At 66.7% G+C, this 26,153-nt stretch carries 26 protein-coding genes; 1 reads left to right on the forward strand and 25 read right to left on the reverse strand.

The annotated features are described in order from the left end of the window. Positions 1–62: 62 nt before the first annotated feature. The 11 genes from coaBC to pyrR form a co-directional block, all read right to left on the reverse strand. Positions 63–1,307 carry a bifunctional phosphopantothenoylcysteine decarboxylase/phosphopantothenate--cysteine ligase CoaBC gene (gene coaBC, locus FHJ30_RS10635; RefSeq protein WP_139029261.1) on the reverse strand — a complete coding sequence of 415 codons (1,245 nt, stop codon included), beginning with the start codon at positions 1,305–1,307 and terminating at the stop codon, positions 63–65. Between the two features lie 33 nt (positions 1,308–1,340). Beyond that, positions 1,341–1,601: a DNA-directed RNA polymerase subunit omega gene (gene rpoZ, locus FHJ30_RS10640; RefSeq protein ID WP_139029262.1), complete on the reverse strand. Its 261-nt coding sequence runs from the start codon at positions 1,599–1,601 to the stop codon at positions 1,341–1,343. Positions 1,602–1,615: 14 nt separating this feature from the next. After that, positions 1,616–2,212 (reverse strand): guanylate kinase, encoded by a 597-nt coding sequence (gene gmk / locus FHJ30_RS10645; RefSeq protein WP_139029263.1) that lies wholly within the window; start codon positions 2,210–2,212, stop codon positions 1,616–1,618. A 46-nt stretch (positions 2,213–2,258) separates the two neighbouring features. Next, positions 2,259–2,576 carry an integration host factor, actinobacterial type gene (mihF, locus tag FHJ30_RS10650; protein WP_139029265.1) on the reverse strand — a complete coding sequence of 106 codons (318 nt, stop codon included), beginning with the start codon at positions 2,574–2,576 and terminating at the stop codon, positions 2,259–2,261. Positions 2,577–2,686: 110 nt separating this feature from the next. Continuing rightward, positions 2,687–3,559, reverse strand: a complete 873-nt coding sequence (gene pyrF / locus FHJ30_RS10655) for an orotidine-5'-phosphate decarboxylase (RefSeq protein WP_139029267.1) — start codon at positions 3,557–3,559, stop codon at positions 2,687–2,689. Next, positions 3,552–6,866, reverse strand: coding sequence for a carbamoyl-phosphate synthase large subunit (gene carB, locus FHJ30_RS10660; RefSeq protein WP_139029268.1), 3,315 nt, complete (start codon positions 6,864–6,866; stop codon positions 3,552–3,554). Before carB ends, pyrF begins: the two co-directional genes overlap by 8 nt. Next, entirely contained in the window at positions 6,866–8,170 is a 1,305-nt protein-coding gene (carA, locus tag FHJ30_RS10665; RefSeq protein WP_139029269.1) for a glutamine-hydrolyzing carbamoyl-phosphate synthase small subunit, read from the reverse strand. The genes carB and carA overlap by 1 nt, the downstream gene beginning before the upstream one ends. Continuing rightward, positions 8,151–8,672, reverse strand: coding sequence for a hypothetical protein (locus tag FHJ30_RS10670; RefSeq protein WP_139029271.1), 522 nt, complete (start codon positions 8,670–8,672; stop codon positions 8,151–8,153). The genes carA and FHJ30_RS10670 overlap by 20 nt, the downstream gene beginning before the upstream one ends. After that, positions 8,672–10,012 (reverse strand): dihydroorotase, encoded by a 1,341-nt coding sequence (locus tag FHJ30_RS10675; protein WP_139029272.1) that lies wholly within the window; start codon positions 10,010–10,012, stop codon positions 8,672–8,674. The genes FHJ30_RS10670 and FHJ30_RS10675 overlap by 1 nt, the downstream gene beginning before the upstream one ends. Next, positions 10,012–11,037: an aspartate carbamoyltransferase catalytic subunit gene (locus tag FHJ30_RS10680; protein WP_139029273.1), complete on the reverse strand. Its 1,026-nt coding sequence runs from the start codon at positions 11,035–11,037 to the stop codon at positions 10,012–10,014. The genes FHJ30_RS10675 and FHJ30_RS10680 overlap by 1 nt, the downstream gene beginning before the upstream one ends. Beyond that, complete coding sequence (gene pyrR, locus FHJ30_RS10685; RefSeq protein WP_139029275.1) at positions 11,034–11,621, reverse strand: bifunctional pyr operon transcriptional regulator/uracil phosphoribosyltransferase PyrR; 588 nt, start codon at positions 11,619–11,621, stop codon at positions 11,034–11,036. The genes FHJ30_RS10680 and pyrR overlap by 4 nt, the downstream gene beginning before the upstream one ends. 189 nt (positions 11,622–11,810) lie before the next feature. On the opposite strand from pyrR, the gene FHJ30_RS10690 reads away from it, so the two are divergent. Continuing rightward, on the forward strand, positions 11,811–13,088 hold the full coding sequence (locus tag FHJ30_RS10690; protein ID WP_139029277.1) for a PrsW family intramembrane metalloprotease: 1,278 nt from the start codon (positions 11,811–11,813) through the stop codon (positions 13,086–13,088). Between the two features lie 13 nt (positions 13,089–13,101). On the opposite strand, the gene FHJ30_RS10695 is transcribed toward FHJ30_RS10690, so the two are convergent. The 14 genes from FHJ30_RS10695 to aroC all read right to left on the reverse strand — a co-directional run bounded on the left by FHJ30_RS10695 (position 13,102) and on the right by aroC (position 26,153). Beyond that, complete coding sequence (locus FHJ30_RS10695) at positions 13,102–13,938, reverse strand: triose-phosphate isomerase family protein (protein WP_139029278.1); 837 nt, start codon at positions 13,936–13,938, stop codon at positions 13,102–13,104. A gap of 9 nt (positions 13,939–13,947) precedes the next feature. Beyond that, entirely contained in the window at positions 13,948–15,300 is a 1,353-nt protein-coding gene (locus FHJ30_RS10700) for an MFS transporter (protein WP_139029280.1), read from the reverse strand. A 162-nt stretch (positions 15,301–15,462) separates the two neighbouring features. Next, positions 15,463–16,230, reverse strand: a complete 768-nt coding sequence (locus FHJ30_RS10705; protein ID WP_139029281.1) for an SDR family NAD(P)-dependent oxidoreductase — start codon at positions 16,228–16,230, stop codon at positions 15,463–15,465. Positions 16,231–16,257: 27 nt separating this feature from the next. Next, entirely contained in the window at positions 16,258–17,250 is a 993-nt protein-coding gene (locus FHJ30_RS10710; RefSeq protein WP_139029283.1) for a 3-hydroxyacyl-CoA dehydrogenase family protein, read from the reverse strand. A 2-nt stretch (positions 17,251–17,252) separates the two neighbouring features. After that, positions 17,253–17,771: a ribose-5-phosphate isomerase gene (locus tag FHJ30_RS10715; protein WP_139029284.1), complete on the reverse strand. Its 519-nt coding sequence runs from the start codon at positions 17,769–17,771 to the stop codon at positions 17,253–17,255. Then, entirely contained in the window at positions 17,768–19,546 is a 1,779-nt protein-coding gene (gene dhaL / locus FHJ30_RS10720) for a dihydroxyacetone kinase subunit DhaL (RefSeq protein WP_139029286.1), read from the reverse strand. Before dhaL ends, FHJ30_RS10715 begins: the two co-directional genes overlap by 4 nt. A gap of 57 nt (positions 19,547–19,603) precedes the next feature. Continuing rightward, positions 19,604–20,608: a sugar phosphate isomerase/epimerase gene (locus tag FHJ30_RS10725; protein ID WP_139029287.1), complete on the reverse strand. Its 1,005-nt coding sequence runs from the start codon at positions 20,606–20,608 to the stop codon at positions 19,604–19,606. Between the two features lie 162 nt (positions 20,609–20,770). After that, on the reverse strand, positions 20,771–21,496 hold the full coding sequence (locus tag FHJ30_RS10730) for a GntR family transcriptional regulator (protein WP_171058991.1): 726 nt from the start codon (positions 21,494–21,496) through the stop codon (positions 20,771–20,773). A 131-nt stretch (positions 21,497–21,627) separates the two neighbouring features. Beyond that, the gene (gene nusB / locus FHJ30_RS10735) at positions 21,628–22,038 is read right to left on the reverse strand and encodes a transcription antitermination factor NusB (RefSeq protein WP_139029288.1); all 411 of its coding nucleotides are present in this window, start codon (positions 22,036–22,038) and stop codon (positions 21,628–21,630) included. Continuing rightward, the gene (efp, locus tag FHJ30_RS10740) at positions 22,038–22,601 is read right to left on the reverse strand and encodes an elongation factor P (RefSeq protein ID WP_050054941.1); all 564 of its coding nucleotides are present in this window, start codon (positions 22,599–22,601) and stop codon (positions 22,038–22,040) included. Before efp ends, nusB begins: the two co-directional genes overlap by 1 nt. Positions 22,602–22,780: 179 nt before the next feature. Continuing rightward, positions 22,781–23,299, reverse strand: a complete 519-nt coding sequence (locus FHJ30_RS10745; protein WP_139029289.1) for a tetratricopeptide repeat protein — start codon at positions 23,297–23,299, stop codon at positions 22,781–22,783. After that, positions 23,299–24,390, reverse strand: a complete 1,092-nt coding sequence (gene aroB, locus FHJ30_RS10750; protein ID WP_139029291.1) for a 3-dehydroquinate synthase — start codon at positions 24,388–24,390, stop codon at positions 23,299–23,301. The genes FHJ30_RS10745 and aroB overlap by 1 nt, the downstream gene beginning before the upstream one ends. Then, positions 24,387–24,953: a shikimate kinase gene (locus FHJ30_RS10755; protein ID WP_139029293.1), complete on the reverse strand. Its 567-nt coding sequence runs from the start codon at positions 24,951–24,953 to the stop codon at positions 24,387–24,389. Before FHJ30_RS10755 ends, aroB begins: the two co-directional genes overlap by 4 nt. Further along, positions 24,954–26,153 carry a chorismate synthase gene (aroC, locus tag FHJ30_RS10760; protein WP_139029294.1) on the reverse strand — a complete coding sequence of 400 codons (1,200 nt, stop codon included), beginning with the start codon at positions 26,151–26,153 and terminating at the stop codon, positions 24,954–24,956.

Consider the following 26,153-nt stretch of genomic DNA (forward strand, 5'->3'; position numbering starts at 1 on the left):
CGCGGGCCCCGCAGGAGACGCCGGGAGATGTCTCCGTACTAAGCAAACGTGGGCTGAAACACTCAAGCGCGGGGCGAAACGGCATTCAGTTCAAAGGCGATCCGGCTGATGATGGCCGCCGAAACCTCGGTCTTGGTTCCGGACGCCTCCTGCGGTTCGGAGCCGGACCGGGCAAGGATGACAACCGAATTCGTGTCCTGGCCAAAGACTTTGTCCGTACCCACATGGTTGACCACCAGCAGGTCGCAGCCCTTGCGCTGCAGCTTCGCTTCGGCGTAGGCCAGCACATCGCCATCGCTGTCGCCTGTCTCCGCCGCGAACCCGACAATCAGCTGGCGCTCCAGTGCCGCGCCCGTCCCATGGCTGCGGAGCTCCACGAGCTCATGCAGGATGTCCGGGTTGCGGACCAGCGTGATCACCGGATCGTCATGGTCGTCGCGCTTTTTGATTTTGGTGTTTGAGACCTCAGCCGGGCGGAAGTCCGCCACCGCCGCGGACATGATGACGACGTCGGAATCAGCGGACGCGGCCAGCGCCGCCTCACGCAGTTGCAGGGCCGTCTCCACCTGGACAACCTCGACGCCGGCCGGCGGCGGGACTTCCATGTGGGCTGCGAGCAACCGGACGGTTGCGCCCGCATTCCGCGCAGCTACGGCCAGGGCGACGCCCTGCTTGCCGGAGGACCTGTTGCCGAGGAACCGCACGGGATCCAGCGGCTCGCGGGTGCCGCCGGCGCTGATGGTGACGGTGCGGCCGGCCAGCGGGAGCTGGAAGTCCTGCTGCCCCTCCACCAGGGCCATGGCAGCGGCAAAAATGGCTTCCGGCTCGGGAAGCCTGCCGGGGCCCGAATCTGCGCCGGTAAGCCTTCCGGTGGCCGGCTCCAGGACAGCGGCTCCGCGCCCACGGAGGGTTTCCACGTTCGCGCGGGTGGCCGCGTGCTGCCACATTTCGGTGTGCATGGCGGGGGCGAACAGCACCGGGCCGTGGGCCATCAGCAGCGTGTTCGTAAGGAGGTCGCCGGCCTGTCCGGTGGCAGCCTTCGCGAGGAGGTCTGCCGTGGCCGGCGCGACCACCACAAGGTCAGCCTCGTGGCCAAGGCGGACGTGGTTGACCTGGTGAACGTCGTCGAAGACGCTGTTGCTGACCGGATTGCCCGACAGCGCCTCCCAGGTGGCGGTGCCCACGAACCGCGTGGACGCCTCCGTGGGGATCACGGTCACGTTGTGCCCGGCTTCAGTAAAAAGCCGGAGGAGCGACGCCACCTTGTAGGCGGCAATCCCTCCCCCGACTCCGAGGACTATGCGCACGTGACCTCCGTCAGCAGCACGTCAGGCGGCAGATTACTCTGCCGGCTGGATCGGCGTGGAAACCAGCTTGCCTTCGTTGATCTCGCGAAGCGCGATCGAGAGGGACTTCTCGTTCAGCTTGGTGTCAACCAGCGGGCCGACGTATTCGAAAAGGCCCTCGTGCAGCTGGGCGTAGTAAGCGTTGATCTGACGAGCACGCTTGGCACCGAAGATCACCAGGCCGTACTTGGAATCAGCCGCTTCGAGCAGCGAGTCGATCGGCGGGTTGATGATGCCTTCAAGGTTCGTGGACACGAATTCTCCAAAGTCTAGCGGGTTGACGGTTCCGGCAAACCGTGCGGATGCGGGGTCAGCCCCATGAGTGAAACAAGCTCGTCCGCTGCCCGGCGAACGTCGTCATTGATGACGGTATGGTCGAACTCCGGTTCAGCAGCAAGTTCCAGTTTAGCGGTTTCCAGGCGTCGCTGCTGTTCCTCGGGGGTTTCCGTGCCGCGGCCCACCAGCCGGCGGACCATTTCGTCCCAGCTGGGCGGGGCGAGGAACACGAACTGCGCGTCCGGGACAGCGGCCTTCACCTGGCGTGCACCCTGCAGGTCGATTTCCAGGAGCACGGACCGGCCCTCGGCAATGGCCTGGTTCACCGTGCTCTTCAGGGTCCCGTAGGTGTTCTGTCCGTGGACCACTGCCCACTCCAGGAGTTCGCCGTCGGCGATGAGTTTTTCGAACTCTTCCTTGGATTTGAAAAAGTAGTGGACCCCGTCCTGCTCTCCGGGGCGGGGTGCCCGGGTGGTGGCCGATACGGACAGCCAGACCTCGGGATAGTTGTCCCGGATGTAAGTGGACACGGTGCCTTTGCCAACAGCCGTCGGACCAGCGAGGACTGTCAGTCCAGGTTTCTTGCTCACGTATTCCTTTGCCGGGGTTTGGGGTAAGGCAGGTTTTTGGCCCGCCCTAGTTCTCGTCTATAAAATCTACCAGCGCCCGGCGCTGGTGGACGCCCAGGCCACGGACCCTGCGGGAAGTGGCAATCCCCAACTGGCCCATGATGGCCGCGGCCCGGACCTTGCCGATGCCCGGAAGGGCCTCAAGCAGTTCGGAAACCCTCATCCGGGCCAGCGCATCGTCCTGCTGAGCGGAGTCGATGATGTCCGCCGCGGATCTCTCGCCGTTCTTCAGGCTTTCCTTGGCCGCCGCGCGGGTGGCCCTGGCTGCTGCTGCCTTGTTCAGGGCGTCAGCCCGTTCCGATGCGGATAACGGTCGCAGGACCATGTGGACACCCCCGGATTCGGCGGACTTGGTCCAAGGGCGGCCGCCCTTGGACCTGTCCTGAAACTACCCTTTGGTGCTGTCCGAATCAATGCATCCGGTGAAACACGCCGCTATTCGCCGCGGAGGCCGTCCAGGGTCCGCTGCGCGGCGTCCCGCAGGCTGCGCAGGTCCGGCCCGGCGGACAGGATGTCCCGGCTCGACGTTCCGAGGACCTGCGGGTAGGCGGTACCGAAGGTGGCACGGAGGTCGGCGGGCGTGGCGCCCTGCGCCCCGAGTCCTGGCGCCAGGAGTGGACCCCGGACCGCGGCCAGGTCCAGGTCCAGTTCGGCGAGGGCCGAGCCCACGGTCGCGCCCACTACCAGGCCAACGGACCCCAGGTGTCCCCCGTAGCGCCGGTTTTCGGCAGCGGCGGCTTCCGTAATCCGGCGTGCCACCGAATCGGCTCCACCGACGTGCTGGACCGACGGGCCTTCGGGGTTGGACGTCAGTGCAAGGACAAAGACGCCGCGGCCGGTTTCGGCAGCGAGGTCCAGGGCGGGCCGCAGCGACTCAAAGCCGAGGTACGGGCTGAGCGTCACGGAATCGGCCGCCAACGGGGATCCGTCCCGGAGCCAGGCGTCGGCATAGGCCGCCATGGTGGATCCGATATCCCCGCGCTTGGCGTCGGCGATGGTCAGCACCGACTCGTCCCGGGCCTCGGCGAGGAGCTCCTCCAGGACGGCCATGCCCGCGGAACCGTGCCGCTCGTACAGTGCCACCTGCGGCTTGATGGCGGCAGCGAGCGAAGCCACCGCCTCCAATACCGTCAGGGAAAAGCGCCTCAGCCCGTCGGCGTCGTCGTCCAGTCCCCACGCCTTCAGCAGGGCAGGGTGCGGGTCGATGCCAACGCAAAGCGGGCCGCGGGCGGCCATGGCGGCGCCGAGCCGGGAGCCGAACGGCTCCCGGCCCTGCACTTCAGCGGATGCGGGTATCTGCTCAGGCATGCTGCAGGGCAGCCTTCTGGGACTCTGCCAGTGCGGCGGCATGTTCCTGCAGGCTGGTCACGGACCATTCGTAGGTCCGCATGGCCTCGATAGCCTGGACCGCGGCGTTGAACTCGGCCACCGTGGTGATGCAGGGGATGCCGATGGACGTGGCCGCGGCACGCAGTTCGTAGCCGTCGCTGCGGGCTTCGCCGCCCGAGGGCGTGTTGAAGACCATGTCGATCTCCCCGGCAATCACGAGGTCGGCGATGGTGCCTTCGCCTTCGGCGCTGCTGCCTTCAGCCACCTTGCGGACCGGGGTGGCCTGGATGCCATTGCGGCGCAGGACATCGGCGGTGCCGCCGGTGGAGACGATCTCGAAGCCGAGGTCGGAGAGCCGCTTGACGCCCATGATCACCGAGCGCTTGTCCCGGTTGGCCACCGAGACAAAGATCTTGCCCTCGGTGGGCAGTGCGTTGTTGGCGGCCGCCTGGCTCTTGGCGAACGCGGTGTCGAAGTGCTTGTCGATGCCCATGACCTCGCCGGTGGAGCGCATTTCCGGCCCGAGCAGGGAATCCACCACCTTGCCTTCGAGGGTACGGAACCGGCTGAACGGCAGGACAGCTTCCTTGACGGACACCGGGGCGTCCAGGGGAAGCGTGGAGCCGTCGCCCACCTCGGGCAGCATCTTGTAGGCGCTGCGGAGCTGGTTGATGGTCACGCCGGTGCCGATCAGCGCTGCCGCCTTGGCCATTTGCACACCGGTGGCCTTGGAGACGAACGGTACGGTGCGGGACGCACGCGGGTTGGCTTCCAGGACGTAGAGCACGTCCGAAGCGAGGGCGAACTGGATGTTGATCAGGCCGCGGACGCCCACGCCTTCGGCGATGGCGCGGGTTGCGGTGCGGACGCGTTCCAGGACGTTGGTGCCCAGCGTGATGGGCGGCAGGACGCAGGCGGAGTCGCCGGAGTGGATGCCGGCTTCCTCGATGTGCTCCATGATGCCGCCGAGGTACATGTCCGTGCCGTCGAAGAGCGCATCAACGTCGATTTCGACGGCGTCCTCCAGGAAGCGGTCGATCAGCACCGGGTGGTCCGGGGTGATTTCCGTGGCGTTGGCGATGTAGCGGGACAGGTTGGGTTCGTCGTAGACGATCTCCATGCCGCGGCCGCCCAACACGTAGGAAGGGCGGACCAGGACGGGGTAGCCGATCTCGTCGGCGATCTTCTTGGCGTCCTCGAAGGAGACAGCCGTGCCGTTCTTCGGGGAGATGAGTCCTGCCTTGTCCAGCACGCGGGAGAACATGCCGCGGTGCTCGGCGAGGTCGATCGCTTCCGGGGAGGTGCCGAGGATGGGGACACCGGCGTCGGCCAGCTGCTGGGCCAGCTTGAGGGGTGTCTGGCCGCCGAGCTGCACGAAGACGCCCATCACGCCGCCGGTGCGTTCCTCGGCCGCGATGACCTCCAGCACGTCCTCGAGCGTCAGCGGCTCGAAGTACAGCCGGGTGGAGATGTCATAGTCCGTGGAGACGGTCTCCGGGTTGCAGTTGACCATGACGGTCTCGTAGCCGGCCTTGCGCAGCGCCATGGAGGCGTGGACGCAGGAGTAGTCGAACTCGATGCCCTGGCCGATGCGGTTGGGGCCGGAGCCGAGGATCAGGATGGACGGCTTGGAGTGCAGCGCAACCTCGTCCTCCTCGTCATAGGCCGAGTAGTGGTACGGCGTGTACGCGGCGAACTCGGCGGCGCAGGTGTCCACGGTCTTATAGACGGGGCGGATGCCCAGGGCCTGGCGGACGCCGCGGACCACGGCCTCGGAGTTGTGGGTGAGGGCGCCGATCTGCTCATCGGAGAAGCCGTGGCGCTTGGCGCGCTTCAGCATGTCAACCGTGAGCGCTCCTGCCTGGCGGATTTCCCGGGAGATTTCGTTGAGGAGCTGGAGCTGGTCCAGAAACCAGGGGTCGATCTTGGTGGCTTCGAAGAGCTGTTCGACGGTGGCGCCGCCCAGGAGGGCGCGCTGCACCTGGTGCAGCCGGTCCGTCGTCGGGCGCTTTGCCTTTTCGATGAGCTCAGCCACTTCCCAATCCGGGACGGAACTGAAGTCCAGCTGCGAACCCTTCTGCTCCAGGGAGCGCAGCGCCTTCTGCAGGGCCTCGGTGAAGTTGCGACCCATGGCCATGGCCTCGCCCACGGACTTCATGGTGGTGGTGAGGGTATTGTCCGCCGCCGGGAACTTCTCGAACGCGAAGCGCGGCACCTTGACCACAACGTAGTCGAGGGTGGGCTCAAAGGACGCGGGCGTCTTCTGCGTGATGTCGTTGGGGATCTCGTCCAGCGTGTAGCCGAGGGAGAGCTTGGTGGCGATCTTGGCGATCGCAAACCCCGTGGCCTTGGATGCCAGCGCCGAGGAGCGGGACACCCGGGGGTTCATCTCGATGACCACAACGCGGCCGGTGGCGGGGTCGATGGCGAACTGGATGTTGCAGCCGCCGGTGTCCACGCCAACCTCACGGATGACCGCGATGGAGATGTCGCGCAGCCGCTGGTATTCGCGGTCGGTGAGGGTGAGGGCGGGGGCCACGGTAATGGAGTCACCGGTGTGGACGCCTACGGGGTCGAAGTTCTCGATGGAGCACACCACCACGACGTTGTCGTTCTTGTCGCGCATCATCTCGAGCTCGTATTCCTTCCAGCCAAGGATGCTCTCTTCGAGCAGCACCTCGCTGGTGGGGCTGTACTGCAGGCCCTGGCCCACGATGCGGCGGAGGTCGTCCTCGTTGTAGGCGAGGCCCGAGCCCAGGCCGCCCATGGTGAAGGACGGCCGGACCACCATCGGGTAGCCAAGGTCATCCGCCGCCTTCAGTGCCTCGTCCATGCTGTGGATGATGTGGCTGCGGGCGGATTCGGCGCCGCAGCGCTCCACCACGCCCTTGAACTTTTCACGGTCCTCGCCGAGCTCGATGGCGGCGATGTTGGCGCCGATCAGCTCCACGTTGTACTTCTCCAGCACGCCGTTCTTGTCCAAGGCGATGGCCGTGTTCAGCGCGGTCTGGCCGCCCAGGGTGGGCAGTACGGCGTCGGGACGTTCCTTGGCGATGATCTTCTCCACCACCTCGGGGGTGATGGGCTCGACGTAGGTGGCATCGGCGAACTCGGGGTCCGTCATGATGGTGGCCGGGTTGGAGTTGACCAGGATGACCCGCAGGCCCTCCTCCTTCAGGACGCGCAGCGCCTGTGTGCCGGAGTAGTCGAACTCGGCGGCCTGGCCGATGACGATCGGGCCGGAACCAATGACGAGGACGCTTTTGAGGTCTGTACGTTTCGGCATTACTTCTTGTCCTCAGTCTTGTTGTCGTTTTTGTGTTCAGCGCCGGCGGAGTGTGCGGAGTCCACCGGGTCCTTGGACAGGTTGGCGGTGCGGCCGTCCCGGGTGCCTTCCATCAGGTCGATGAAGCGGTCGAAGAGGTAGGCGGCGTCGTGCGGTCCGGCCGCTGCTTCCGGGTGGTACTGCACGGAGAAAGCCGGGATATCCAGGCAGGCGAGGCCTTCCACGACGTCGTCGTTGAGGCTGACGTGGCTGACCTCCACCCGGCCGTACCGCGCCTCAGGGGCCTGGGTGGCGCCGTCGAGCGGTGCATCCACGGCAAAGCCGTGGTTCTGGGAGGTGATTTCCACCTTGCCGGTGCGGCGGTCCATCACGGGCTGGTTGATGCCGCGGTGGCCGTAGCGGAGCTTGTAGGTGCCGAAGCCCAAGGCGCGGCCCAGGATCTGGTTGCCGAAGCAGATGCCGAAGTAGGGCAGCTTTTCATCCAGGACGGAGCGGAGCAGCTTGACCTGGGCATCGGCGGTGGCGGGGTCGCCGGGGCCGTTGGACATAAAGAAGCCGTCCGGGTTGACGGCCTTGACGTCCGCCAGGGTGGCGGTGGCGGGCAGCACGTGGACGCGGACGCCGCGCTCGGCGAACCGGACGGGGGTCATGGCTTTGATGCCGAGGTCGACGGCGGCGATGCTGAAGCGGGGTTCGCCGTCCCAGCCGTGGTCCTTGGGTTCCACCACATAGGCTTCGTCCACACTGACTTCCTCGGCCAGCCGGGCACCTTCCATGGGGGCGCTCGCCAGCACGGCGTCGAGCAGTTCCTTGTCCGTGGCCTGCGCGGCGTCACCGGAGAAGATGCCGGCGCGCATGGTTTTGTGCTCGCGCAGGTGGCGGGTGATGGCGCGGGTGTCCACGCCCTGGATGCCAACGATGCCCTGGGCCACCAGCTCCTCGTCCAGCGAACGCTCGGAGCGCCAGTTGGAGGGGCGGCGGGCGGCGTCGCGGACGATGTAGCCGGCCACCCAGATGCGGCGGGACTCGGCGTCGTCATTGTTCACGCCGGTGTTGCCGATGTGCGGTGCGGTCTGCACCACCAGCTGGCGGGCGTAGGAGGGGTCCGTGATGGTTTCCTGGTAGCCGGTCATGCCGGTGGCGAAGACTGCTTCGCCCAGGGCCGTTCCGGTCGCGCCGTAGCTGCTTCCGCGGAAGATGCGGCCGTCTTCAAGCACCAGCGCAGCGGGAGCTGACACAGGAGCGGAAACTGGGGCGGATACTGCGGTGTTTGTTGTCACTGTCTTACTTTCCACTATTGGCATCAGCCGCGGGGGCCGAAGAAATCAATTCCTGAAGTGCCGGGATGAGCACGTTCCTGTCCTCTGCGCGCCTGGTCCGGAAGCCGGTGTCCAGCCTGTGGCTGCCGTGCGCCCACGCCAGCACCAGGAGGCCGTCCTTCTCAACGAACTTTCCGGCCATGCCGCTGTCCAGGCGGATGCCGGTCAGGGAGGCCGCCGGGATGTAGAGGGCCGGAGCCCCGGAACGGTCAAAGAGGACGCCGTGCTTGTAGACCTCGAGCGTGGCATTGGTGCGGATGCCCAGCGCATGCACGGCGATCCTGTCCAGCCAGTCACCGGCGGTGGTGGACGCGACATACTGGCCCTCGGCGGCGGCGAGCGGCTCCCCCGGCGCCTCCGGCACCACAGGCAACTGTTCGACGTCGGACTGGCGTCGAAGGCGGTTCCGCCAGCCCATCCAGATAAGGCCAAAGGCGATGGCGATGAGGCCCAGCGTGAGGACCAGAGAGAGCAGCCTGGTGTCCATCAGGCTGCGCCTGCCGCAGTGGCGGCCGCGTACGGGAACGGCGTGTTGAGCTTGCCGTTGAGGACGGTGGGGTGTCCCTTGAAGAACGTGGCCACCACCTTGCCGGGCAGCTCCATGCCCTTGAAGGGGGAGTTCCGTCCCATGGTGGCCATTTTGGCGGGCTCAACCGTCCAGCGCGCGGCCGGGTCCACCAGGGTGATGTTGGCGGGCTCCCCTGCCTCCAGCGGCCGGCCCTGGTCCTCGAGGCGGCCGATCGTGGCAGCCGCAGTGGAGGTGACCCGGGCGAAATCGGCCCAGGTGATGAGGCCGGTCTCGATCATGGTGTGCTGGACCACGGACAGGGCAGTTTCCAGCCCGGTCATTCCCATGGCCGCCTGCGCCCACTCGCACTCCTTGTGCTCGCTGGGGTGCGGGGCGTGGTCGGTGCCCACGACGTCGATGGTGCCGTCCGCGAGGCCGGCGCGCAGGGCCTGGACATCGGCGTCGGTGCGCAGCGGCGGGTTCACCTTGTAGACGGGGTCGTAGCTGCGGACCAGGTCGTCGGTCAGGAGCAAGTGGTGCGGGGTGACCTCCGCCGTGACGTTGATGCCGCGTTCCTTGGCCCAGCGGATGATTTCCACGGAGCCCGCAGTGGAGACGTGGCAGACGTGGAGCCGGGACCCAACGTGCCGGGCCAGCAGGACGTCGCGGGCAATGATGCTTTCCTCGGCCACCGCGGGCCAGCCGGCCAGCCCCAGCACGGCGGACACTTCGCCCTCGTTCATCTGGGCGCCGGCCGTCAGGCGGGGTTCCTGCGCGTGCTGGGCCACCACGCCGTCGAACGCCTTGACGTACTCCAGCGCACGGCGCATGAGGACGGGATCGTGGACGCAGATGCCGTCGTCCGAGAACATGCGGACCCGGGCACGGGAATCGGCCATGGCGCCCAGCTCGGCGAGCTGTTCCCCCGCCAGGCCCACGGTGACGGCGCCGACGGGCCGGACATCGACCCAGCCGGCAACCTGGCCGAGGGTGTAGACCTGCTCCACCACGCCGGCAGTGTCTGCCACGGGAGTGCTGTTGGCCATGGCATGGACAGCGGTGTAGCCGCCCAGCGCCGCGGCCCGTGTCCCGGTTTCGACGGTTTCGGCGTCCTCGCGGCCCGGTTCACGGAGGTGGGTGTGGACGTCCACCATGCCGGGCAGGGCCACCAGGCCTGCAGCGTCAATGACGGTGGCACCGTCAGCGGACAGCTCCTTGCCCGTTTCGGCGATAAGCCCGCCGCGGATCAGCAGGTCCGCCGGTTCGCCGCCCAGGATCGAGGCGCCGCGGATCAGGTAGGTTCCGGTGTTGGCTGCCATCAGTTGCTCTCCTTGGTGGAATGGGTGCCGGCGTACGCCAGCGCGGGGGTGGCGGCTGGTCCGCGGGTGTCCCCGGAGAGCAGCAGGTAGAGTGCGGCCATCCGCACCGAGACGCCGTTGCGGACCTGGGCCAACACGGTGGACCGCGGCGAGTCCGCGGCTGCCGCGGAAATTTCCAGGCCCCGGTTCATGGGGCCGGGGTGCATGATGATGGTGTCCTTCATGCCCAGTGTGTCCAGCGCCCGCAGGCGGTTGTCGTCAAACCCCCAGCGCCGGGAGTACTCACGGGTGCTGGGGAAGAAGGACGCGTTCATGCGTTCACCCTGGACGCGGAGCATCATGACGGCATCAACGCCCTGCGCAAGGGTCTCATCCATGTTGTAGCTGACCTTGCAGGGCCACTTTTCGACGCCGATGGGCAGCAGGGTGGGCGGCGCCACGAGGGTGACGTCGGCGCCAAGGGTACGCAGGAGCCAGACGTTGGAGCGCGCCACCCGGGAGTGGAGGACGTCCCCGGCGATGGCCACCCGCATGCCCTTGAGGTCGGCCCCCTCGGAGCCGGTGCCGGCCAGGCGGGTCCAGTGGCGGCGCATGGTGAAGGCGTCCAGCAGTGCCTGCGTGGGGTGTTCGTGGGTGCCGTCCCCGGCGTTGATGACGGCGGCGTCGATCCAGTCCGTCGCGGCCAGGCGGTGCGGCGCACCGGAGGCCCAGTGGCGGATGACGACGGCGTCCGCACCCATGGCGGATAGCGTCTGGGCGGTGTCCTTCAGGGACTCCCCCTTGGACACCGAGGATCCCTTGGCGGCGAAGTTGATAACGTCCGCAGAGAGCCGTTTGGCGGCGGCCTCGAAGGAGATCCGGGTGCGGGTGGAGTCCTCGAAGAACAGGTTCACCACGGTGCGGCCGCGGAGCGCCGGTAGCTTCTTGACCTCGCGGTCGCCCACCGCGGCCATTTCCTCGGCGGTATCGAGGATACGGATGGCGTTGGCAAGGCTGAGGTCCTCGGTGGAGAGCAGGTGCTTCATGAGCGGCCCTCGATGACTACTTCGTTCACAGGTGCGCCGCCGGGGGCGGTGTCCGTTTCCTCGAGCCGGACCCGTACCTTTTCCGCGGAAGACGTGGGCAGGTTCTTGCCGACGTGGTCCGCCCGGATGGGAAGCTCCCGGTGGCCCCGGTCGATCAGCACGGCAAGCCGGACAATGCGGGGACGGCCCAGGTCCACGAGGGCGTCCAGGGCGGCGCGGATGGTGCGGCCGGAGTAGAGGACGTCGTCGATCAGGACCACCACCTTGTTGTCGATGCCCGTGCGGGGCAGCTTGGTGGGATACGGGGGGCGGGTCCCCTGGTGGGAGAGGTCGTCACGGAACATGGTGACATCCAGTTGGCCGACGATGGCTGCGGCGTCCACAGTGGGATCCGCGGCGGCGATTTTGCCGGCGAGCCGTACAGCCAGCGGAAACCCGCGGCGCGGGATGCCCAACAGGACGAGGTCCTGGGATCCCTTGTTGGCCTCAAGGATCTCATGGGCGATACGAGTGAGGGCCCGGTCAATGTCCGCCTGGCTGAGGACAACCCTGGCTGGAACCGGTGCGCTGGTGACAGAAGTCAACGCTCGTCTCCCCTTTCCCCGCCTCACGGGACGGAATTAAAAAAGGATTATGTGCGCCTCAAAATTACCACAGCGGCTTCCGGAGGGTCGTGCCGGGAGGACGCGGTGATGGTCACACTCCGGCTGCCCATTCCGGCAGGCCCGCCGCGGTCCTAGGTGTCCGGGCCACTCGCACCTAGGCTTTCCGTTATGTCGATGCATCCGAGCCACCCTGCGTCCGGCCCGCCCGAAGATCCCTGGGAGCGGGGAACGGCGCCGCTGCCCAGCGAGGCCAATCCCAGCTGGATGGGGCACGTGCAGCCCGGGAACTACCGCCCGGCCCCCGGGCATCAGGGGGCACCCGTTGGGACTGTGGTGCCGCCGCAGGTCCAGCGAACCATGGTGAAGGCGGGCAGGTCCCGCAGCGGCCTGCTGGGTTTGACTGTCGGCGTCAGTGCCCTGGCCGCCCTGAGCCTTTTCCTGGTAGTGCCCTTCCTGCTGTCCAGCACAGGAGCGGCCGGGTTCGTTGTGGGGTTCCTGGCATCATTGATACCCCTGTCCGTGGTGCTGCTGGCCGTGCACATCATCGACAAGTGGGAGCCCGAGCCGAAGCGGCTCCTGTACTTCGCCTTCACCTGGGGTGCCGCAGTGTCCATTGCGGTCACCCTGCTCATCCAGCCGTTTTTTGTCCTGGCGTTCCAGTTTTCGGACGAGGCGGACCTTCAGGCCTACATGGCTACCGTCCAGGCTCCCATTGTGGAGGAGTTCGCCAAATCCCTGGGGCTGCTGGTGCTGCTCCTGCTGGCGAGGAAGCACTTTGACGGGCCGGTGGACGGCGTGGTCTTCGCGTTCACCATCGCCGGTGGCTTCGCCTTCACGGAGAACATCCTGTACTTCGGCCGGGCCATCGCGGAGTCGGCAGATCCCGCCGGGGACTTCGCCCAGGTCTTCTTCCTCCGCGGCGTCATGTCGCCCTTTGCCCACGCCATCTTCACGGGCACCACCGGACTGATCATGGGGTTCGCCGCACGGCGCTGGCATACCGGAGCCTCGGTGGCCGCTTTCGTGGTGGGGCTCCTGCCTGCGATGTTCCTGCACAACCGCTGGAACAGCATGGGCCAGGGCTTCCTGGTGGACTACATCCTGGTCCAGGTGCCCATCTTCTTCGTCGCGGTGGGCGGCATCGTCCTGCTGCGCGTCGCGGAGAAACGCCTGACCCGGCAGCGGCTGCTGGAGTACTCAGCGGCGGGCTGGTTTACTCCAGCGGAGGTGGAGCTCCTGGCCACGGTGGGCGGGCGGCGGACAGCATTGGACTGGGCCGGCCGCTATGGCAGGAAAAGGCAGATGAAGGAGTTCCTGAAAGCGGCAACCCATTTGGCGAACACCCGGCAGCGCATCCTGAGCGGCCGCGATGTCCAGCTGCACCAGGCAGAGGAGCGGCAGCAGCTGCAGCGCATCCTGGCCCTGCGGGCCGCCGTCGCAGGCTGACGCCCCCCGCCGCTCAGGAGGCCGCGCGCGCGGTGTCCTCCGCTGCCAGCGCCAGCGCCTCGTCCAGTACCTTCCCGAAGTTCGCCGCGTCGTGGGCAAAGCGGCCAAGGAAGAGCCCCGACGCCCCGTGGAGCCGGGGCAGGAGCCCGGGCTTCGCCGACCCGCCGTAAATGATTGGCAAGTCACCCGGCGGCCCGCCCGGTTCGGCGGCTTCCGCATCCAGCAGTGTGCGCAGGGACCGGAGGACGGCGGAAATGTATTCCGCCGCGGCCGGTTCTGCTGCCCCGATGGCCCAGACAGGTTCGTAGGCCACGATGAGCCGGGATGCCAGGCTCCAGTCACCGCCCACGGCGCCATGGATCTGGCGATGGACAAAGGCGGCCGCAGCCATTGGTTCTTTTGACCCGTCCGGGGCTTCCTCCCCCACGCACAGCAGGGGCGTGATGCCCGCGTTGTCCGCGGCGCGGACCTTGCGGGCGATAACGGCGTTGTCCTCGCCGAAATGGCGCCGCCGCTCGGCGTGCCCGATCTCCACGAGGCCCACGCCCAGCTCTCCCAGGAGCGATGGCGACACCTCCCCTGTCCACGGTCCGTCCGCCCAGCCGCAGTTCTGGGCGCCGAGAAGGACGGCAGTCCCGTCGAGGATCCGGCTTGCGGCGGGCAATACCGGGAAGCTGGGGACCACAAACGGGACCACCCGTCCGGCCGCAAGGGCCGGACGGGTGTCTACTTCGTGCCGAATGCGGGCCAGCCACTCAAGGGAGTCGGCGTACCCCAGGTACATTTTGGTGCTGACGCCGACGTATACGGGCTCCGAGCCCTGCCGGCCGGCTGTGCTGCATTCAGGCATGGGATGCGATCACTTGTGGTCGAGCAGGTCGTCCGCCTTGTTGCGGAACCGCTTGGTGGCGTACATCATGATGGCGGCCAGGAATGGCAGGACGCCCAGCGCGTAGACCCCCATGGTGCCGGTGTCCGATGCCGTGACCTGGTTGACCGTGGTGCGCAGGATCGGTGCCACGAAGCCGCCCAGGTTTCCGAGTGAGTTGATCAGGCCGATGCCCGCGGCGGCTGCCGTTCCGGTGAGGAAGGCCGTGGGGTAAGACCAGGCGATGGGGCCGATGGACAGGAAGCTGCACACTGCTAGGGTGATGAAGAGGATGCCCAGGGCCGGAAGGTGGTTGGCGCCGGCCCAGGCGGAGCCGAAGATGCACAGGCCGGTGGAGAGGAACAAGCCGGTGCCCCAGACGCGGCGGCGGACGATGGTGTTGGCTGCCCTGCCGATGAAGTAGCAGGCGAAGATGCCGAAGAACCACGGGATCGCTGCCAGCAGGCCCACCATCAGGCCAACCTTCTGGCCCGTCAGCTGGGACACCTGCTGCGGCAGGTAGAACGTCACGCCGTACACAGCCACCTGGAGGCAGAAGTAGATGACCGTGAAGTACCAGACCTTGCGGTTCTTCATGGCCGCGAGGACGCCGCGGGGGCCGGTTTCTTCCTTGACGGTGTCCTCCAGCGCCATCACATCCAGCAGGGCCTGCTTTTCGCCGGGGTTCAGGAACTTGGCGTCCTGCGGGCTGTTGATCAGGAAGAAGTAGGCGGCGATGCCGGCAACAACGGCCAGCATGCCTTCAACGAAGAACATGACCTGCCAGCCGGCCACGCCGGGGACCTGGTCGCCGATGTTGATCAGCCAGCCGGACAATGGAGCACCCATCATCTGGGAGAACGGCTGCGCCAGGTAGAAGATGGCGAACATCTTCACGCGCACCTTGTTGGGGAACCAGGCAGCAAGGAACATGATGACGCCCGGGAACAGGCCTGCTTCGGTCACACCCAGCAGGAAGCGCAGGATGATGAAGGAAGTCTCGCCCTGGACGAAGGCGAAGCAGGCGGACACGATGCCCCAGGTGATGGCGATGCGGGCCAGCCACACCTTGGCACCGAACTTGGTCAGGAGCAGGTTGCTGGGGATCTCGAACAGTGCGTAGCCGATGAAGAAGATACCGGCGCCAAGGGCGTAGGCCCCTGCGGTGACCCCGCGGTCCACCCCGAGCGCTGCCTCGGCGAAGCCCACGTTGGTCCGGTCCAGGAACGCGACGATGTACAGGATGACGAGCATCGGCATGAGCCGGAAGGAGGCCTTGGAGATCGCCGATTTAAGGACCGGCGAGTCCAGGAGCTCCTTGGTGGATGCAGCTGTTAGGGACATCAAAACTCCTCTTTGAGTATGTAAGCGTGGAAAATCCGTGCGCGGTGGCGCGCCCGGTTACAGCGGGAAGGCGATGAGAACCACGCCCACCAGGCAGGCAAGCACGCCGATTGCCAGGTAGATCCGTCGTTCCTTGGTCCAGGCGCCCATGGGGGTCCTTTCCTAGTGCATGTAGAGGCCGCCGTCCACATTCAGCGTCTGGCCGGAGATGTAGCCGGCGTCCTCGCTGATGAGGAAGGCGATGGCGGCTGCGACGTCGCGGGTGGATCCCACCCGGTTGACCACGAGGTCCCGGGTGAGTTCTTCCTTGCGTTCCTCGCTGAGGGTGCCGCCCATGATGTCGGTATCGATCGGGCCCGGGGAGATGGCGTTGACGGTGATGTCGTACTCCCCCAGTTCGCGGGCGGTGGAGCGGGTCAGTCCGATCACGCCTGCCTTCGCCACCGAGTAGGGCGTTTTGGAGAACGTTCCGCCGCCGCGCTGGGCGGACACCGAGGAGATGTTGACGATCCGCCCGATCCGGTTCCTGGCCATGGACTCGGCGACGCGGCGCGTGGCGTAGTGGACGCCGTTCAGGTTGATGGCCAGCACGCGGTCCCACTCGGCAGCGTCCAGGTCCAGGTAGGGGACAGGGGAGCTGACGCCGGCAATATTGGCCAGGGCCACCACCTGCGGCAGTTCGGCTTCGATGGAGTCGATGGCGGCACGGACGGACGCTTCGTCAGCGACGTTTGCACCGGCACCGTGGGCCTGCACGCCGTACTGGGCTGCGAGCTCCTTGGCGGTGGCCTTGCACAGGGCGTCGTCAAGGTCGATGATGCCGATGTTCCAGCCCTGGGCCGCAAGGTAGTTGGCGGTAGCCCGGCCGATTCCGCGCTCGGAGACGGCCCCGGTGACGATGGCCGTGCGTTGTTCGGGGAAAGCACTCATGGTTGCTCCTGTGGGTGGGAGGAATGGTCAGCTGATGGGTGCCGGGCCGAGGTCTTCGAGGAGCTTCTGCATGGCCACGTAGGCCTTGTTGCGGTAGGCGATAAGCTCGGGCGTGCGCTCGGCCGGGACGTTGAGGAAGCCGGCGCCGGTCTTGGTGCCGAGCTTTCCGGCCTCCACCAGGTCGCTGAGGATCTTCGGCGTGGCAAACCTCTCCGGGAAGTCCGTCTGCAGGGACTTGTAGCAGAAGTTGTACACGTCCAGCCCTGCCATGTCCGCGATGGCGAAGGGCCCAAAGAACGGCAGCCGGAAACCGAAAGTGGTGCGGACCAGGGTGTCCACGTCGTCCGCCGTGGCAATCCCCTGCTCCACCAGCTGCGCGGCTTCGTGGAACAGCGCATACTGCAGGCGGTTGAGCACGAAGCCGGTGACGTCCTTGACCACGGCCGTCTGTTTGCCGGCGGCGTGGACCAGTTCCTGGACCGCGCCAACGGTGGACGCGGCGGTGCCTGCATGGGGGATGATTTCCACCCCGGGGATGAACGGTGACGGGTTGGAGAAGTGCACGCCCAGGAACCGCTCCGGGTTGATGACCGGCCCGGAGAGTTCGGCGATGGAAATAGTGGAGGTGTTGGAGCCGATGACGGCGTCCGGCCTTGCCGCTGCGCTGATGCGCGCCAGCGTCTGGTGCTTGATGGCGATGACCTCCGGGACGGCTTCTTCAATGAAGTCGGCGTCCGCCACAGCTTCCTCGATGTCCTTGGCGGCCCAGAGGTTCTGCTTCAGGATTTCGGTGGAGCCGGCGGGGAAAAGGCCGTCGGCAACGAACTGGTCCGATTCGGCCAGCAGGCGGTCGTAGTTGCTCTGAGCCACTTCGGCGGACACGTCCGCAAGTGCCACGCGCGCTCCGCCGAGCGCCAGGACCTGGGCGATGCCGCCGCCCATGTAGCCGGAGCCGACGACGGCGATCTTCCGTGCGCTGTTGGCGTCCGTTGGAGCCGGGGTGCTTGCTGTTTCGGTCATGGTCAGACTGCCTTCGTGTAGTCGGGCTCGTAGGAGCAGATGGCATCCACCTTGGCGGCGGAGGCTGAAGTTTCATCGAAGCGGTAGTCGAGCCATTCGCCCACCAGCTTCTTGGCCAGTTCGAGGCCGATGACGCGCTGGCCCATGGTGAGGACCTGGGCGTTGTTGCTCAGGACCGAACGTTCCACGGAGTAGCCGTCGTGGGCCGTGACTGCGCGGATGCCGGGGACCTTGTTGGCCGCGATTGCCACACCCAGGCCCGTGCCGCAGATCAGCAGGGCGCGGTCGGCCTCCCCCTCGGCCACTTTGCGGGCGGCGTCAACGGCCACGTGCGGGTACGCGGTCGAGTCGTTCGCGCCTACCCCAATATCGACGACGGACGCCACGCGGCTGTCTGCCTCGAGCAGGGCCTTCAAGGCGTTCTTGTACTCGACGCCGGCTTCATCGTTGCCGATGACAATGCGCCATCCTGCCGCCGCGCCTTGCCCCGGGTCCTGAGTGGTGGTCTGTCCTGCGCTCATTCTTGTGCTCCATTTCCGGCCGCGGAAGCGGCCAGCCGGGAATCGGTCAGTGGGTTGTCTGCTGCGCCGGAGTCGGCATAGCGTGAGATCCGGGCGGCGATGAGGCCGAAGGAAACGGCACCCGGATCCGGATGCCCCAGGCTCTTCTCGGCGAGGGGCCGGGCACGGCCCTTGAGCGGCCGGAGGGAAGCAGTGGCGTCGGCCGCCTCCTGGGCAGCCACCGCAGCCGCCGCAAGCGCGCCCCTTACTTCCGTGCCGCCGTCGAACGCTGTCCGGAAAGCTTCCTTGAAGGGAAGCAGCGCGTCCACCATGGTCTTGTCCCCCGGCTCAGCCCGGCCCAGTTCGGTGATGGCGTCGACGAATGCGCTAACGGCGGCGGCCGCGTCGGCGCCGCGGTAGGAGTCCTTGTTGCCGAGCGCGAGCCCCGCCGCAATCACGGCCGATCCCCACAAGGCCCCGGAGGTACCGCCGGCGCGTTCGCTCCAGGCCTCCCCCGCCGCCGTCAAGACGCGCTCCACGGAAGCTCCGGCAGCTGCGGCTTCAGCTGCGGCCGCCGCTGCGGCGTCCACGCCGCGGCGCATGCCGATGCCGTGGTCGCCGTCGCCGGCAATCGCGTCCAGCCTGCCAAGTTCCTCTTCATGGTCGACGACGGCGGCCTGCACCTGTGCGAGCACGTCGGTTGCCAGCCGGCCCATGGCAGCCGCTGCCGCCGTCGCGTCTTCCACGTCGCGGGCAGCCTCATCCTCGGCTGCGGCGAGGTGCCTGCGGGCACGCGGCGCCAGGTTTCCCTTCCGGAAGGCGGGGGTGTCGGCCGGCGCGGCCCAGTACCGCTCCAGCTCGTCGTCCAGCCAGAGCAGTGTGAGGGAGAGCCCGGACATGTCCAGGCTGGTGACCAGTTCGCCGCACTCGGGCTCCACCACGGCCAGGCCGGCGGCTCCGAGGAGTTTCTCGATCTTGCCGTAGAGCAGGAACAGTTCCTCGTATTTCACGGTGCCCAGGCCGTTGACGATGGCAACCACCCGGTTTCCGGCGTCGTCAGGTTTGTCCGTCAGCAGCCTGGAGACGAGGAGTTCGGCGAGCTCCGACGCCGTGGGCATGGGGTGCTCGGAGATGCCCGGTTCGCCGTGGATCCCCAGGCCCAGCGACATCTGGCCCTCGGGAACGTGGAACAGCGGCTCCTCTGCGCCGGGCAGCGTGCAGCCGTCAAAGGCCACGCCCAGCGAACGGGTGCGGTAGTTGGTCCGGATGGCAAGCCGTTCGACCGCGTCAAGGTCCAGTCCCGCTTCGGCGGCGGCGCCGGCGATCTTGAAGACCGTGAGGTCGCCGGCGATGCCGCGGCGCTTCTCGATCTGGTCCAGCGGCGCACTTGCGATGTCGTCCGTGACAAGGACGGTGCGGGTCTCGATGCCCTCGGCGTTAAGGCGGAGCTGGGCCTGCCCGAAGTGGAGCACGTCCCCGGCGTAGTTGCCGTAGCTCAGCAGGACGCCGCCGCCGGCGTTCGCGGCCTTGGCCACCCGGTAAACCTGTCCGGCGGCCGGAGAAGCGAACATGTTGCCGCAGGCGGCGCCGGCGGCAAGGCCGGGTCCCACCAGCCCGGCGAAGGCCGGGTAGTGGCCGGAGCCGCCGCCCACCACCAGGGCGACCTGGCCTGCAGGCATCTCAGTGGAGCGGACCACGCCGCCGTCCACCCGGGCCACGTACCCGCGGTTGGCTGCGGCAAAGCCGTCCAGCGCCTCATCCGCGAAGTCTGCGGGATTGTCGAAGATCTGGGTCATGGTTTCCTCATTGAATCCGTAAAGGGAATGGCTTGGGTGTGTGGAAGCCGGCTGCAGTCAGACGCTGGTGAGCTGAACCGCGGACGGCTGCTGGCGCCCCTGGGCCACCTGGCTTGTACCCAGCGCGTATCCGTCGGTCTTGGGGAGCACGTGGCGGCGGAGGTACGCCTGGTTGCTGGCGGTTACGCTCAGCCCGTCGCCCCCGTAGTGCTCGGTGCAGAGAATTCCCTGGAAGCCCACGGACAGTGCCGCCTTGAACGCCTCGCGGTAGTTGATGAGGCCGCTTTCCATCGGTGCCGGCATGGCGACGTACATGTCGCGGGCCTTGTCCTCGTCCCGGATGTAGTTCTTCATGTGCCAGTAGTTGGAGTACGGCAGGGTCTTGGCCACCATCTCGCGCCAGTCCTCGATGGGCCGGTGCAGCCGGATGAGGTTGCCGAGGTCCGGGTTGAGGCCGACGTTGGCCAGTCCGATGTCCTGGACCAGCTTCACGGAGGAGTCGGCCGTGCCCAGGTACGTGTCTTCGTACATTTCCAGGGACAGCAGGACGCCGACCTCGGCTGCGTGGCGGCCCAGTTCGCGGAGTCGCGTCACCGCATTGTTCCAGGCTTCCTTGTTTCCTTCCGGGTCCTTGTAGCCATCCACCGTCCAGAACCACAGCTGCTTCTGCTGCTCCGCCGTGATGGCCTGGTGGAGCCCGAAGGAGACGACCTCGCAGCCCAGCGCTGCTGCGGCGTCGATGGTCCGGTGGCTGTAGGCAAGGTTTTCTTCCCACTTGCCTTCCTCGATGACGCTGCGGCGGATGGCCGAAATGACCGGGACACCGATTCCAACAGCGTCCGCGGTCTGCTTGAACTCGGCCAGCCGCGACTGGCTCAGGTCGCCGGGACGCACCCAGCTGTCCGTGAGGTCGGCGTTGGCGAAACCGGCTTCCTTCACCTCGGACAGGACGTCCGCCCACACGGAGGGCTCGGCGTCGTTCACGTGGACTCCCCGGGCGTCTGTTCCCGGAAACTGCAGCAAGGCTGCGGTGATGGGCCAGTTGTCGGCTGTGTACGCCATGGTGTAGCTCCCCTGCTAGATCATCTTTCCTATAGGATTTACGATGAAAGCGATGTTGTCAAGCTCACACCCCTTGACGTGCACCCGACTAGGTAGCGCTAAGTGTCGTTTTGGGGGGTCAAAACGACACTTAGCGCTACCTACTTGGGTGGGAGGGCTGGGCTACCCGGCCGCGGCGTCAGCCATGGCACGCGCGCGGACCTGCCGGATGTGCTCGGCCATTGCAGCCTCCGCCTCGCCGGCGTTGCCCGATGAGAGCGCCTTGAGGACAGCCTGGTGCTCGGCGATTGCACTGTCGGCGTCGGTAATGCCCACTCCCCCGAAGAGCCTGAACCGCTGGATCTGGCCGCCCAGGGATGCATAGGCAGCTTCCATGAACTGATTGCCGGTGTGCCGGGCGATGAGCTGGTGAAAGCGCTCGTCCGCTTCCAGGTAGTCCTTGAACTCGGCGAAGGATGGACCCCTCGGAGCCGCTTTCAGGTCCTCCACGGCCCTTTCCAGCTCAGCAAGGCCATTCGGGCCGATGCGTTCGCAGGCGAGCTTCGCATTCACGGGCTCGATGGCCAACCGTGCCTCCATGAGCTCGGCAAAGTCCTCCCGTGTGAAGACCGGGGCCACCCGGTATCCCTTGAGGGCTACCCTCCGCACCATGCCCGTGTGCTCGAGCCGGGCCAGGGCCTCGCGGACGGGAGTGGGCGAAACGTCCAGCTCCCGGGCGGTGCCGTCGATGCTGACCACAGCGCCCGGGGCCAGCCGGCCATCCATGAGGGAGGCCAGGAGTTCCGCGTAGACGTGGTCGGCAAGCACCTGGCGGCTGACGGCGCGGCCCGGCTGGCGGGCCTTGCCCATGTCCTGCCGGGGCTCGTTGTCCTCGGGGGCGTTTTGCATGTTCGAATCCTATAGGGTTTGCACGGTCCAGGACTTGCCGACGGGCCGCGGTTCCGAGGCAGCGGGCGCAAGGGGAACCCGGACACCGGAAAGCCCCGCCCGGGCTGTGCCGGACGGGGCTTTCGGTGTGGCTACGCCAGCAGGGAAGGCTTCAGCTGCTGCAGGCGGCCCAGGAGGCCATTGATGAACTGGGGCGACTCGTCCGTGGAAAGCGTCTTGGCCAATGCCACCGCTTCGCTCACTGCCACGCCGTCCGGGATGTCGTCGTTGTACAGGAGTTCCCAGGTGCCGATGCGCAGGATAATGCGGTCCACCGACGGCATCCGCTCAAGGCTCCAGCCCTGCGAGTATGTCTCCAGGAACTCATCGATGGCGGTTTGCTGGGACAGAACACCCTCCACGATCTCGATGGTGTACGGGTTGACCACCTGGTCAGTCTTTTCCCGCCGGGAGCGGATCACATCAAAAGCCGAAACCGAGCGCTGCTCAGCTTCAAAAAGAACGTCCAGTGCCCTGTTACGGGCTTTACCGCGTGCGCTCACTACTCAGTGACCCGGCCCAGGTAGCTGCCGTCACGGGTGTCCACCTTGACCTTGGTGTTGTTCTCGATGAACAGCGGAACCTGGATTTCGTACCCGGTTTCCAGGGTTGCAGGCTTGGTGCCTGCGGAGGAGCGGTCGCCCTGCAGGCCCGGCTCGGTGTAGGTGATTTCCAGCACGACGCTCGGCGGGAGTTCGATGTACAGCGGGGTGCCCTCGTGGATGGCGATGTTGACCATCTGGTTCTCAAGCATGAAGTTGGTGGCGTCGCCTACCGTAGCGCCGGAGACGGTGATCTGGTCGTAGTCCGAGGTGTCCATGAACACGAAGTCGGCGCCGTCCTGGTACAGGTACTGGTAGTCACGGCGGTCCACCGTTGCGGTTTCGATCTTGAGCCCGGCGTTGAACGTCTTGTCCACGACCTTGCCGGACATCACGTTGCGCATCTTAGTGCGCACGAACGCACCGCCCTTGCCCGGCTTGACGTGCTGGAATTCGATGATGTTCCAGAGCTGGCCCTCGAGCTTCAGGACCGTTCCGTTCTTGATGTCGTTAGTGGTTGCCACTGTTTCCTCTGGTTTCTCTGTCTGGTCGCGTTGTCAGACGTTGTATGCCGGGCAGGCAGGCCTTTCGGCGAGCCATCCCGTGTTTGTCAAAGATCGGGTGCTGAAAAATCCAAAGACCATTCTACCGGTAAACCGGCAGTGCCCCCTGTCGGATGCCCGGCGTCGGGCTTCGCGCGGTGTCAGCAGGCCAGGTCAAGGACATCCCGGGCACGCTGCAGTGCCACGGTGGACGAGTAAATCTGGGCCGCGTCGGCGGACTGCGCCACCCGCAGGTCGAGTGCGCGCGCGAACGATTCAACAGCTGCGGACATCTGGCCGGCACTGTACTGGGTCTTGCCCAGGAACTGCCACACCAGGGCCTCGCGCGGTGTTCCCTGCACTTCGGCCAGCAGCTGGCGGAACAGCTCCACGGCGCGGTCCAGGCGGTTTGAAACCCGCAGCACCTCGGCCTCGAAGGTGCGCAGCCGGAAGGATTCGGGGTCCTTGAAACGTGCTTCGGCGAGCAGTTCGGCGGCTTCGGAGGCGTGGCCTTCCACCAGCAGCACAAAGATGTGGTCCGCGGGATCGGTGGAAACGGCCAGCGCCTCCCGGCAGGCGTCGTCGTTGACGATCTCCGGCAGCAGTGATTCCGGGTTGATCCGGACACCGGGGAACCCGGCCTCCGGCCAGTCGGCTGTACCTTCCATGTCGCCCTGCATCAGGAGGCTATCTCCTGGTAGGCCGCAAACAGCAGCGAGGTGTCGGGAACGTCAAGCATGCCAGGCTTTCCCACACCGTCAAGGACAACAAAGCGCAGCAGGTCGCCGCGGGACTTCTTGTCCCGCCGCATCCCGTCAAGGAGGCCCTGCCACCGGTCCCGGCGGTAGGTGACCGGAAGCCCCAGGCTCTCAAGGATGCTGCGGTGCCTGTCGGCGTCGGCATCGCTGAGGCGCCCCACGCTGCGTGCCAGCTCGGCAGCGAACATCATGCCAACGGAAACAGCGGCGCCGTGGCGCCACGAATAGCGCTCCACCAGTTCGATGGCGTGCCCCAGGGTGTGCCCGTAGTTGAGGATTTCCCGCAGGCCGGATTCCTTGAGGTCCTCGGAGACAACCTTTGCCTTCACGGCGATGGCCCGCTCGATCAGCTCGCGGAGGACGTCCGACTGCGGATCCACCACAGCGGCCGGGTCCTTTTCCACGAGGTCGAGGATTGCGGGATCGGCGATGAACCCGCACTTGATGACTTCCGCCATGCCGGAAACCATTTCATTCCGGGGCAGCGTGTTGAGGGTGTCCAGGTCCGCCAGCACGGCAGCCGGAGGATGGAAGGCCCCCACCAGGTTCTTGCCCTCGGCCGTGTTGATCCCCGTCTTTCCGCCCACCGATGCGTCCACCATGGCGAGCAGGCTGGTGGGCATGTGGATGACCTTGACACCGCGCAGCCACGTGGCCGCGACGAAGCCGGCAACATCCGTGACCGCGCCTCCCCCAACGGCGACGATGGCGTCGGACCGGGTGAAGTCGTTCTGCCCCAGGACCTGCCAGCAAAAGGCAGCCACCTGGATGTGTTTGCCCTCCTCGGCGTCCGGGATTTCAGCCGTCAGGGAGGTGAACCCTGCGGCGGCCAGCTCGTCGCGGACAGTATCGCCCGTAAGCCGCAGGGCGCGGGGATGGATGACCAGCACACGCCGCACCCGCTCCCCCAGCAGGCCCGGAAGGTCACCCAGCAGTCCCCGCCCAACGACGACGTCGTAGTTCTCGGCGGCGGAACTGCCCGTGACACTGATGACTGTGGATTCGGTGTTCACTTTTCAACTTCCTGTTTGGCAGCTGCGTAGTCCCGCAGTGCTGCTTCGAGCCGGGCGCCGAGCTCGGAAACCGAGCCGTGGCGCACGTCCAGGGTGATGTCTGCCAGCCGCTCATAAACCGGCCTGCGGGTGGCGAACATGGCCGTCCAGCGGCCCATGGCGTCCCCGGCCAGCAGCGGGCGCCCTGAGTTCCGGGCGATGCGGCCGGCGACTGTTTGTGCGTCACATTCGAGGTAGACCACGGTGCAGCGGCTGATCAGCTGCTGCGTACCGGAGTCCAGCACGGCGCCGCCGCCGAGGGAAATAACGGCGCCCGTCCGGTCCGCCGCTTCGATGACGTCGGCTACCGTCCGTGCCTCGATCTCACGGAAGGCGTGTTCACCGCGCCCGGCAAAGATATCCGAAATGGATCCGTGCCCGGCCACGATCACGGCGTCGGTGTCCACGAATGGGACGCCGAGCTGGTGGGCAAGCTGCTGCCCGATGGCCGACTTGCCGACGGCCATGGGCCCGATCAGGACAATGGGCCGCCCGGCAGGTCCGGTTTTGCTGCTGTGGGGCACTTACTGGCCGATCGAGTCCAGGGACGCCGGAATGTTGTCCAGGTAGCCCTTGATATTGCGCGCGGTCTCCGCCACGGAGTCACCGCCGAACTTTTCGGTGACGGCCTCGGCCAGGACCAGCGCAACCATCGCCTCTGCCACCACACCGGCGGCCGGAACAGCACAGACGTCCGACCGCTGGTGGTGTGCCTTGGCAGGCTCCCCCGTGCTGACGTCGATGGTCTTGAGGGCGCGCGGCACCGTGGCAATGGGCTTCATGGCGGCCCGGACGCGCAGGACGTCTCCGATGCTCATGCCGCCTTCGATTCCGCCGGCACGGTTGCTGGTCCGGACGATGCGGCCGTTTGCATCCCGCACGATTTCGTCGTGGGCGGCCGAACCGCGGCGCGCGGCCGTCAGGAAGCCGTCGCCGACCTCCACGCCCTTGATGGCCTGGATGCCCATCAGGGCGGCGGCAAGGCGGGAATCAAGCCGCCGGTCCCAGTGCACGTAGCTGCCCAGTCCCGGCGGTAGGCCATAGGCGAGGACCTCCACCACACCGCCCAGGGTTTCGCCTTCCTTGTGGGCGGCGTCCACCTCGGCCACCATGGCGTCAGAGGTCTCGCGGTCGAAGCAGCGGAGCGGGTCGGCGTCGAGCGCAATGACGTCCGCCGGTACCGGAAGCGAACGCCCCTCCGGGACCGTGACGCTGGCGATGCTGACTGTGTGGCTGACCAACTCGATGCCCAGGTGCTTCAGGAACTGGGCCGCAACGGTGCCCATGGCTACCCGGGTTGCGGTCTCGCGGGCGCTTGCCCGTTCCAGGACAGGGCGTGCCTCGGCGAAGCCGTACTTCTGCATTCCGGTGAAATCGGCGTGGCCGGGCCGGGGGCGGGTCAACGGGGCGTTGCGCGCCTGGTCCGCCAGCAGCTCCGGGTCCACGGGGTCCGCGGACATGATCTGTTCCCACTTGGGCCACTCCGTGTTGCCCACCTGGATGGCCACCGGGCCACCCTGCGTGAGCCCGTGGCGGACACCGCCGAGGATGGTCACCACGTCCTGCTCAAACTTCATGCGTGCGCCGCGGCCGTAACCCAGGCGGCGGCGGGCCAGTGAATCAGCGATGTGCCCGCTGGTGATCTCCACACCGGCGGGGACGCCCTCAATAATTCCCATCAGGGCCGGACCATGGGATTCACCGGCAGTCAACCAACGCAACAT

The sequence above is a fragment of the Arthrobacter sp. BB-1 genome (assembly GCF_006151685.1).
In the GTDB taxonomy this organism is placed as follows: Bacteria; Actinomycetota; Actinomycetes; order Actinomycetales; family Micrococcaceae; genus Arthrobacter.

What these genes read in the sequence shown, in the direction of transcription:
- mihF (WP_139029265.1), bottom strand. Translation starts at nt 2,576, where the DNA reads ATGGTCCTGCGACCGTTATCCGCATCGGAACGGGCTGACGCCCTGAAC.
- pyrF (WP_139029267.1), bottom strand. Translation starts at nt 3,559, where the DNA reads ATGCCTGAGCAGATACCCGCATCCGCTGAAGTGCAGGGCCGGGAGCCG.
- carB (WP_139029268.1), bottom strand. Translation starts at nt 6,866, where the DNA reads ATGCCGAAACGTACAGACCTCAAAAGCGTCCTCGTCATTGGTTCCGGC.
- carA (WP_139029269.1), bottom strand. Translation starts at nt 8,170, where the DNA reads ATGCCAATAGTGGAAAGTAAGACAGTGACAACAAACACCGCAGTATCC.
- FHJ30_RS10670 (WP_139029271.1), bottom strand. Translation starts at nt 8,672, where the DNA reads ATGGACACCAGGCTGCTCTCTCTGGTCCTCACGCTGGGCCTCATCGCC.
- FHJ30_RS10675 (WP_139029272.1), bottom strand. Translation starts at nt 10,012, where the DNA reads ATGGCAGCCAACACCGGAACCTACCTGATCCGCGGCGCCTCGATCCTG.
- FHJ30_RS10680 (WP_139029273.1), bottom strand. Translation starts at nt 11,037, where the DNA reads ATGAAGCACCTGCTCTCCACCGAGGACCTCAGCCTTGCCAACGCCATC.
- FHJ30_RS10690 (WP_139029277.1), top strand. Translation starts at nt 11,811, where the DNA reads ATGTCGATGCATCCGAGCCACCCTGCGTCCGGCCCGCCCGAAGATCCC.
- FHJ30_RS10695 (WP_139029278.1), bottom strand. Translation starts at nt 13,938, where the DNA reads ATGCCTGAATGCAGCACAGCCGGCCGGCAGGGCTCGGAGCCCGTATAC.
- FHJ30_RS10700 (WP_139029280.1), bottom strand. Translation starts at nt 15,300, where the DNA reads ATGTCCCTAACAGCTGCATCCACCAAGGAGCTCCTGGACTCGCCGGTC.
- FHJ30_RS10705 (WP_139029281.1), bottom strand. Translation starts at nt 16,230, where the DNA reads ATGAGTGCTTTCCCCGAACAACGCACGGCCATCGTCACCGGGGCCGTC.
- FHJ30_RS10710 (WP_139029283.1), bottom strand. Translation starts at nt 17,250, where the DNA reads ATGACCGAAACAGCAAGCACCCCGGCTCCAACGGACGCCAACAGCGCA.
- FHJ30_RS10715 (WP_139029284.1), bottom strand. Translation starts at nt 17,771, where the DNA reads ATGAGCGCAGGACAGACCACCACTCAGGACCCGGGGCAAGGCGCGGCG.
- dhaL (WP_139029286.1), bottom strand. Translation starts at nt 19,546, where the DNA reads ATGACCCAGATCTTCGACAATCCCGCAGACTTCGCGGATGAGGCGCTG.
- FHJ30_RS10725 (WP_139029287.1), bottom strand. Translation starts at nt 20,608, where the DNA reads ATGGCGTACACAGCCGACAACTGGCCCATCACCGCAGCCTTGCTGCAG.
- FHJ30_RS10730 (WP_171058991.1), bottom strand. Translation starts at nt 21,496, where the DNA reads ATGCAAAACGCCCCCGAGGACAACGAGCCCCGGCAGGACATGGGCAAG.
- FHJ30_RS10745 (WP_139029289.1), bottom strand. Translation starts at nt 23,299, where the DNA reads ATGCAGGGCGACATGGAAGGTACAGCCGACTGGCCGGAGGCCGGGTTC.
- aroC (WP_139029294.1), bottom strand. Translation starts at nt 26,153, where the DNA reads ATGTTGCGTTGGTTGACTGCCGGTGAATCCCATGGTCCGGCCCTGATG.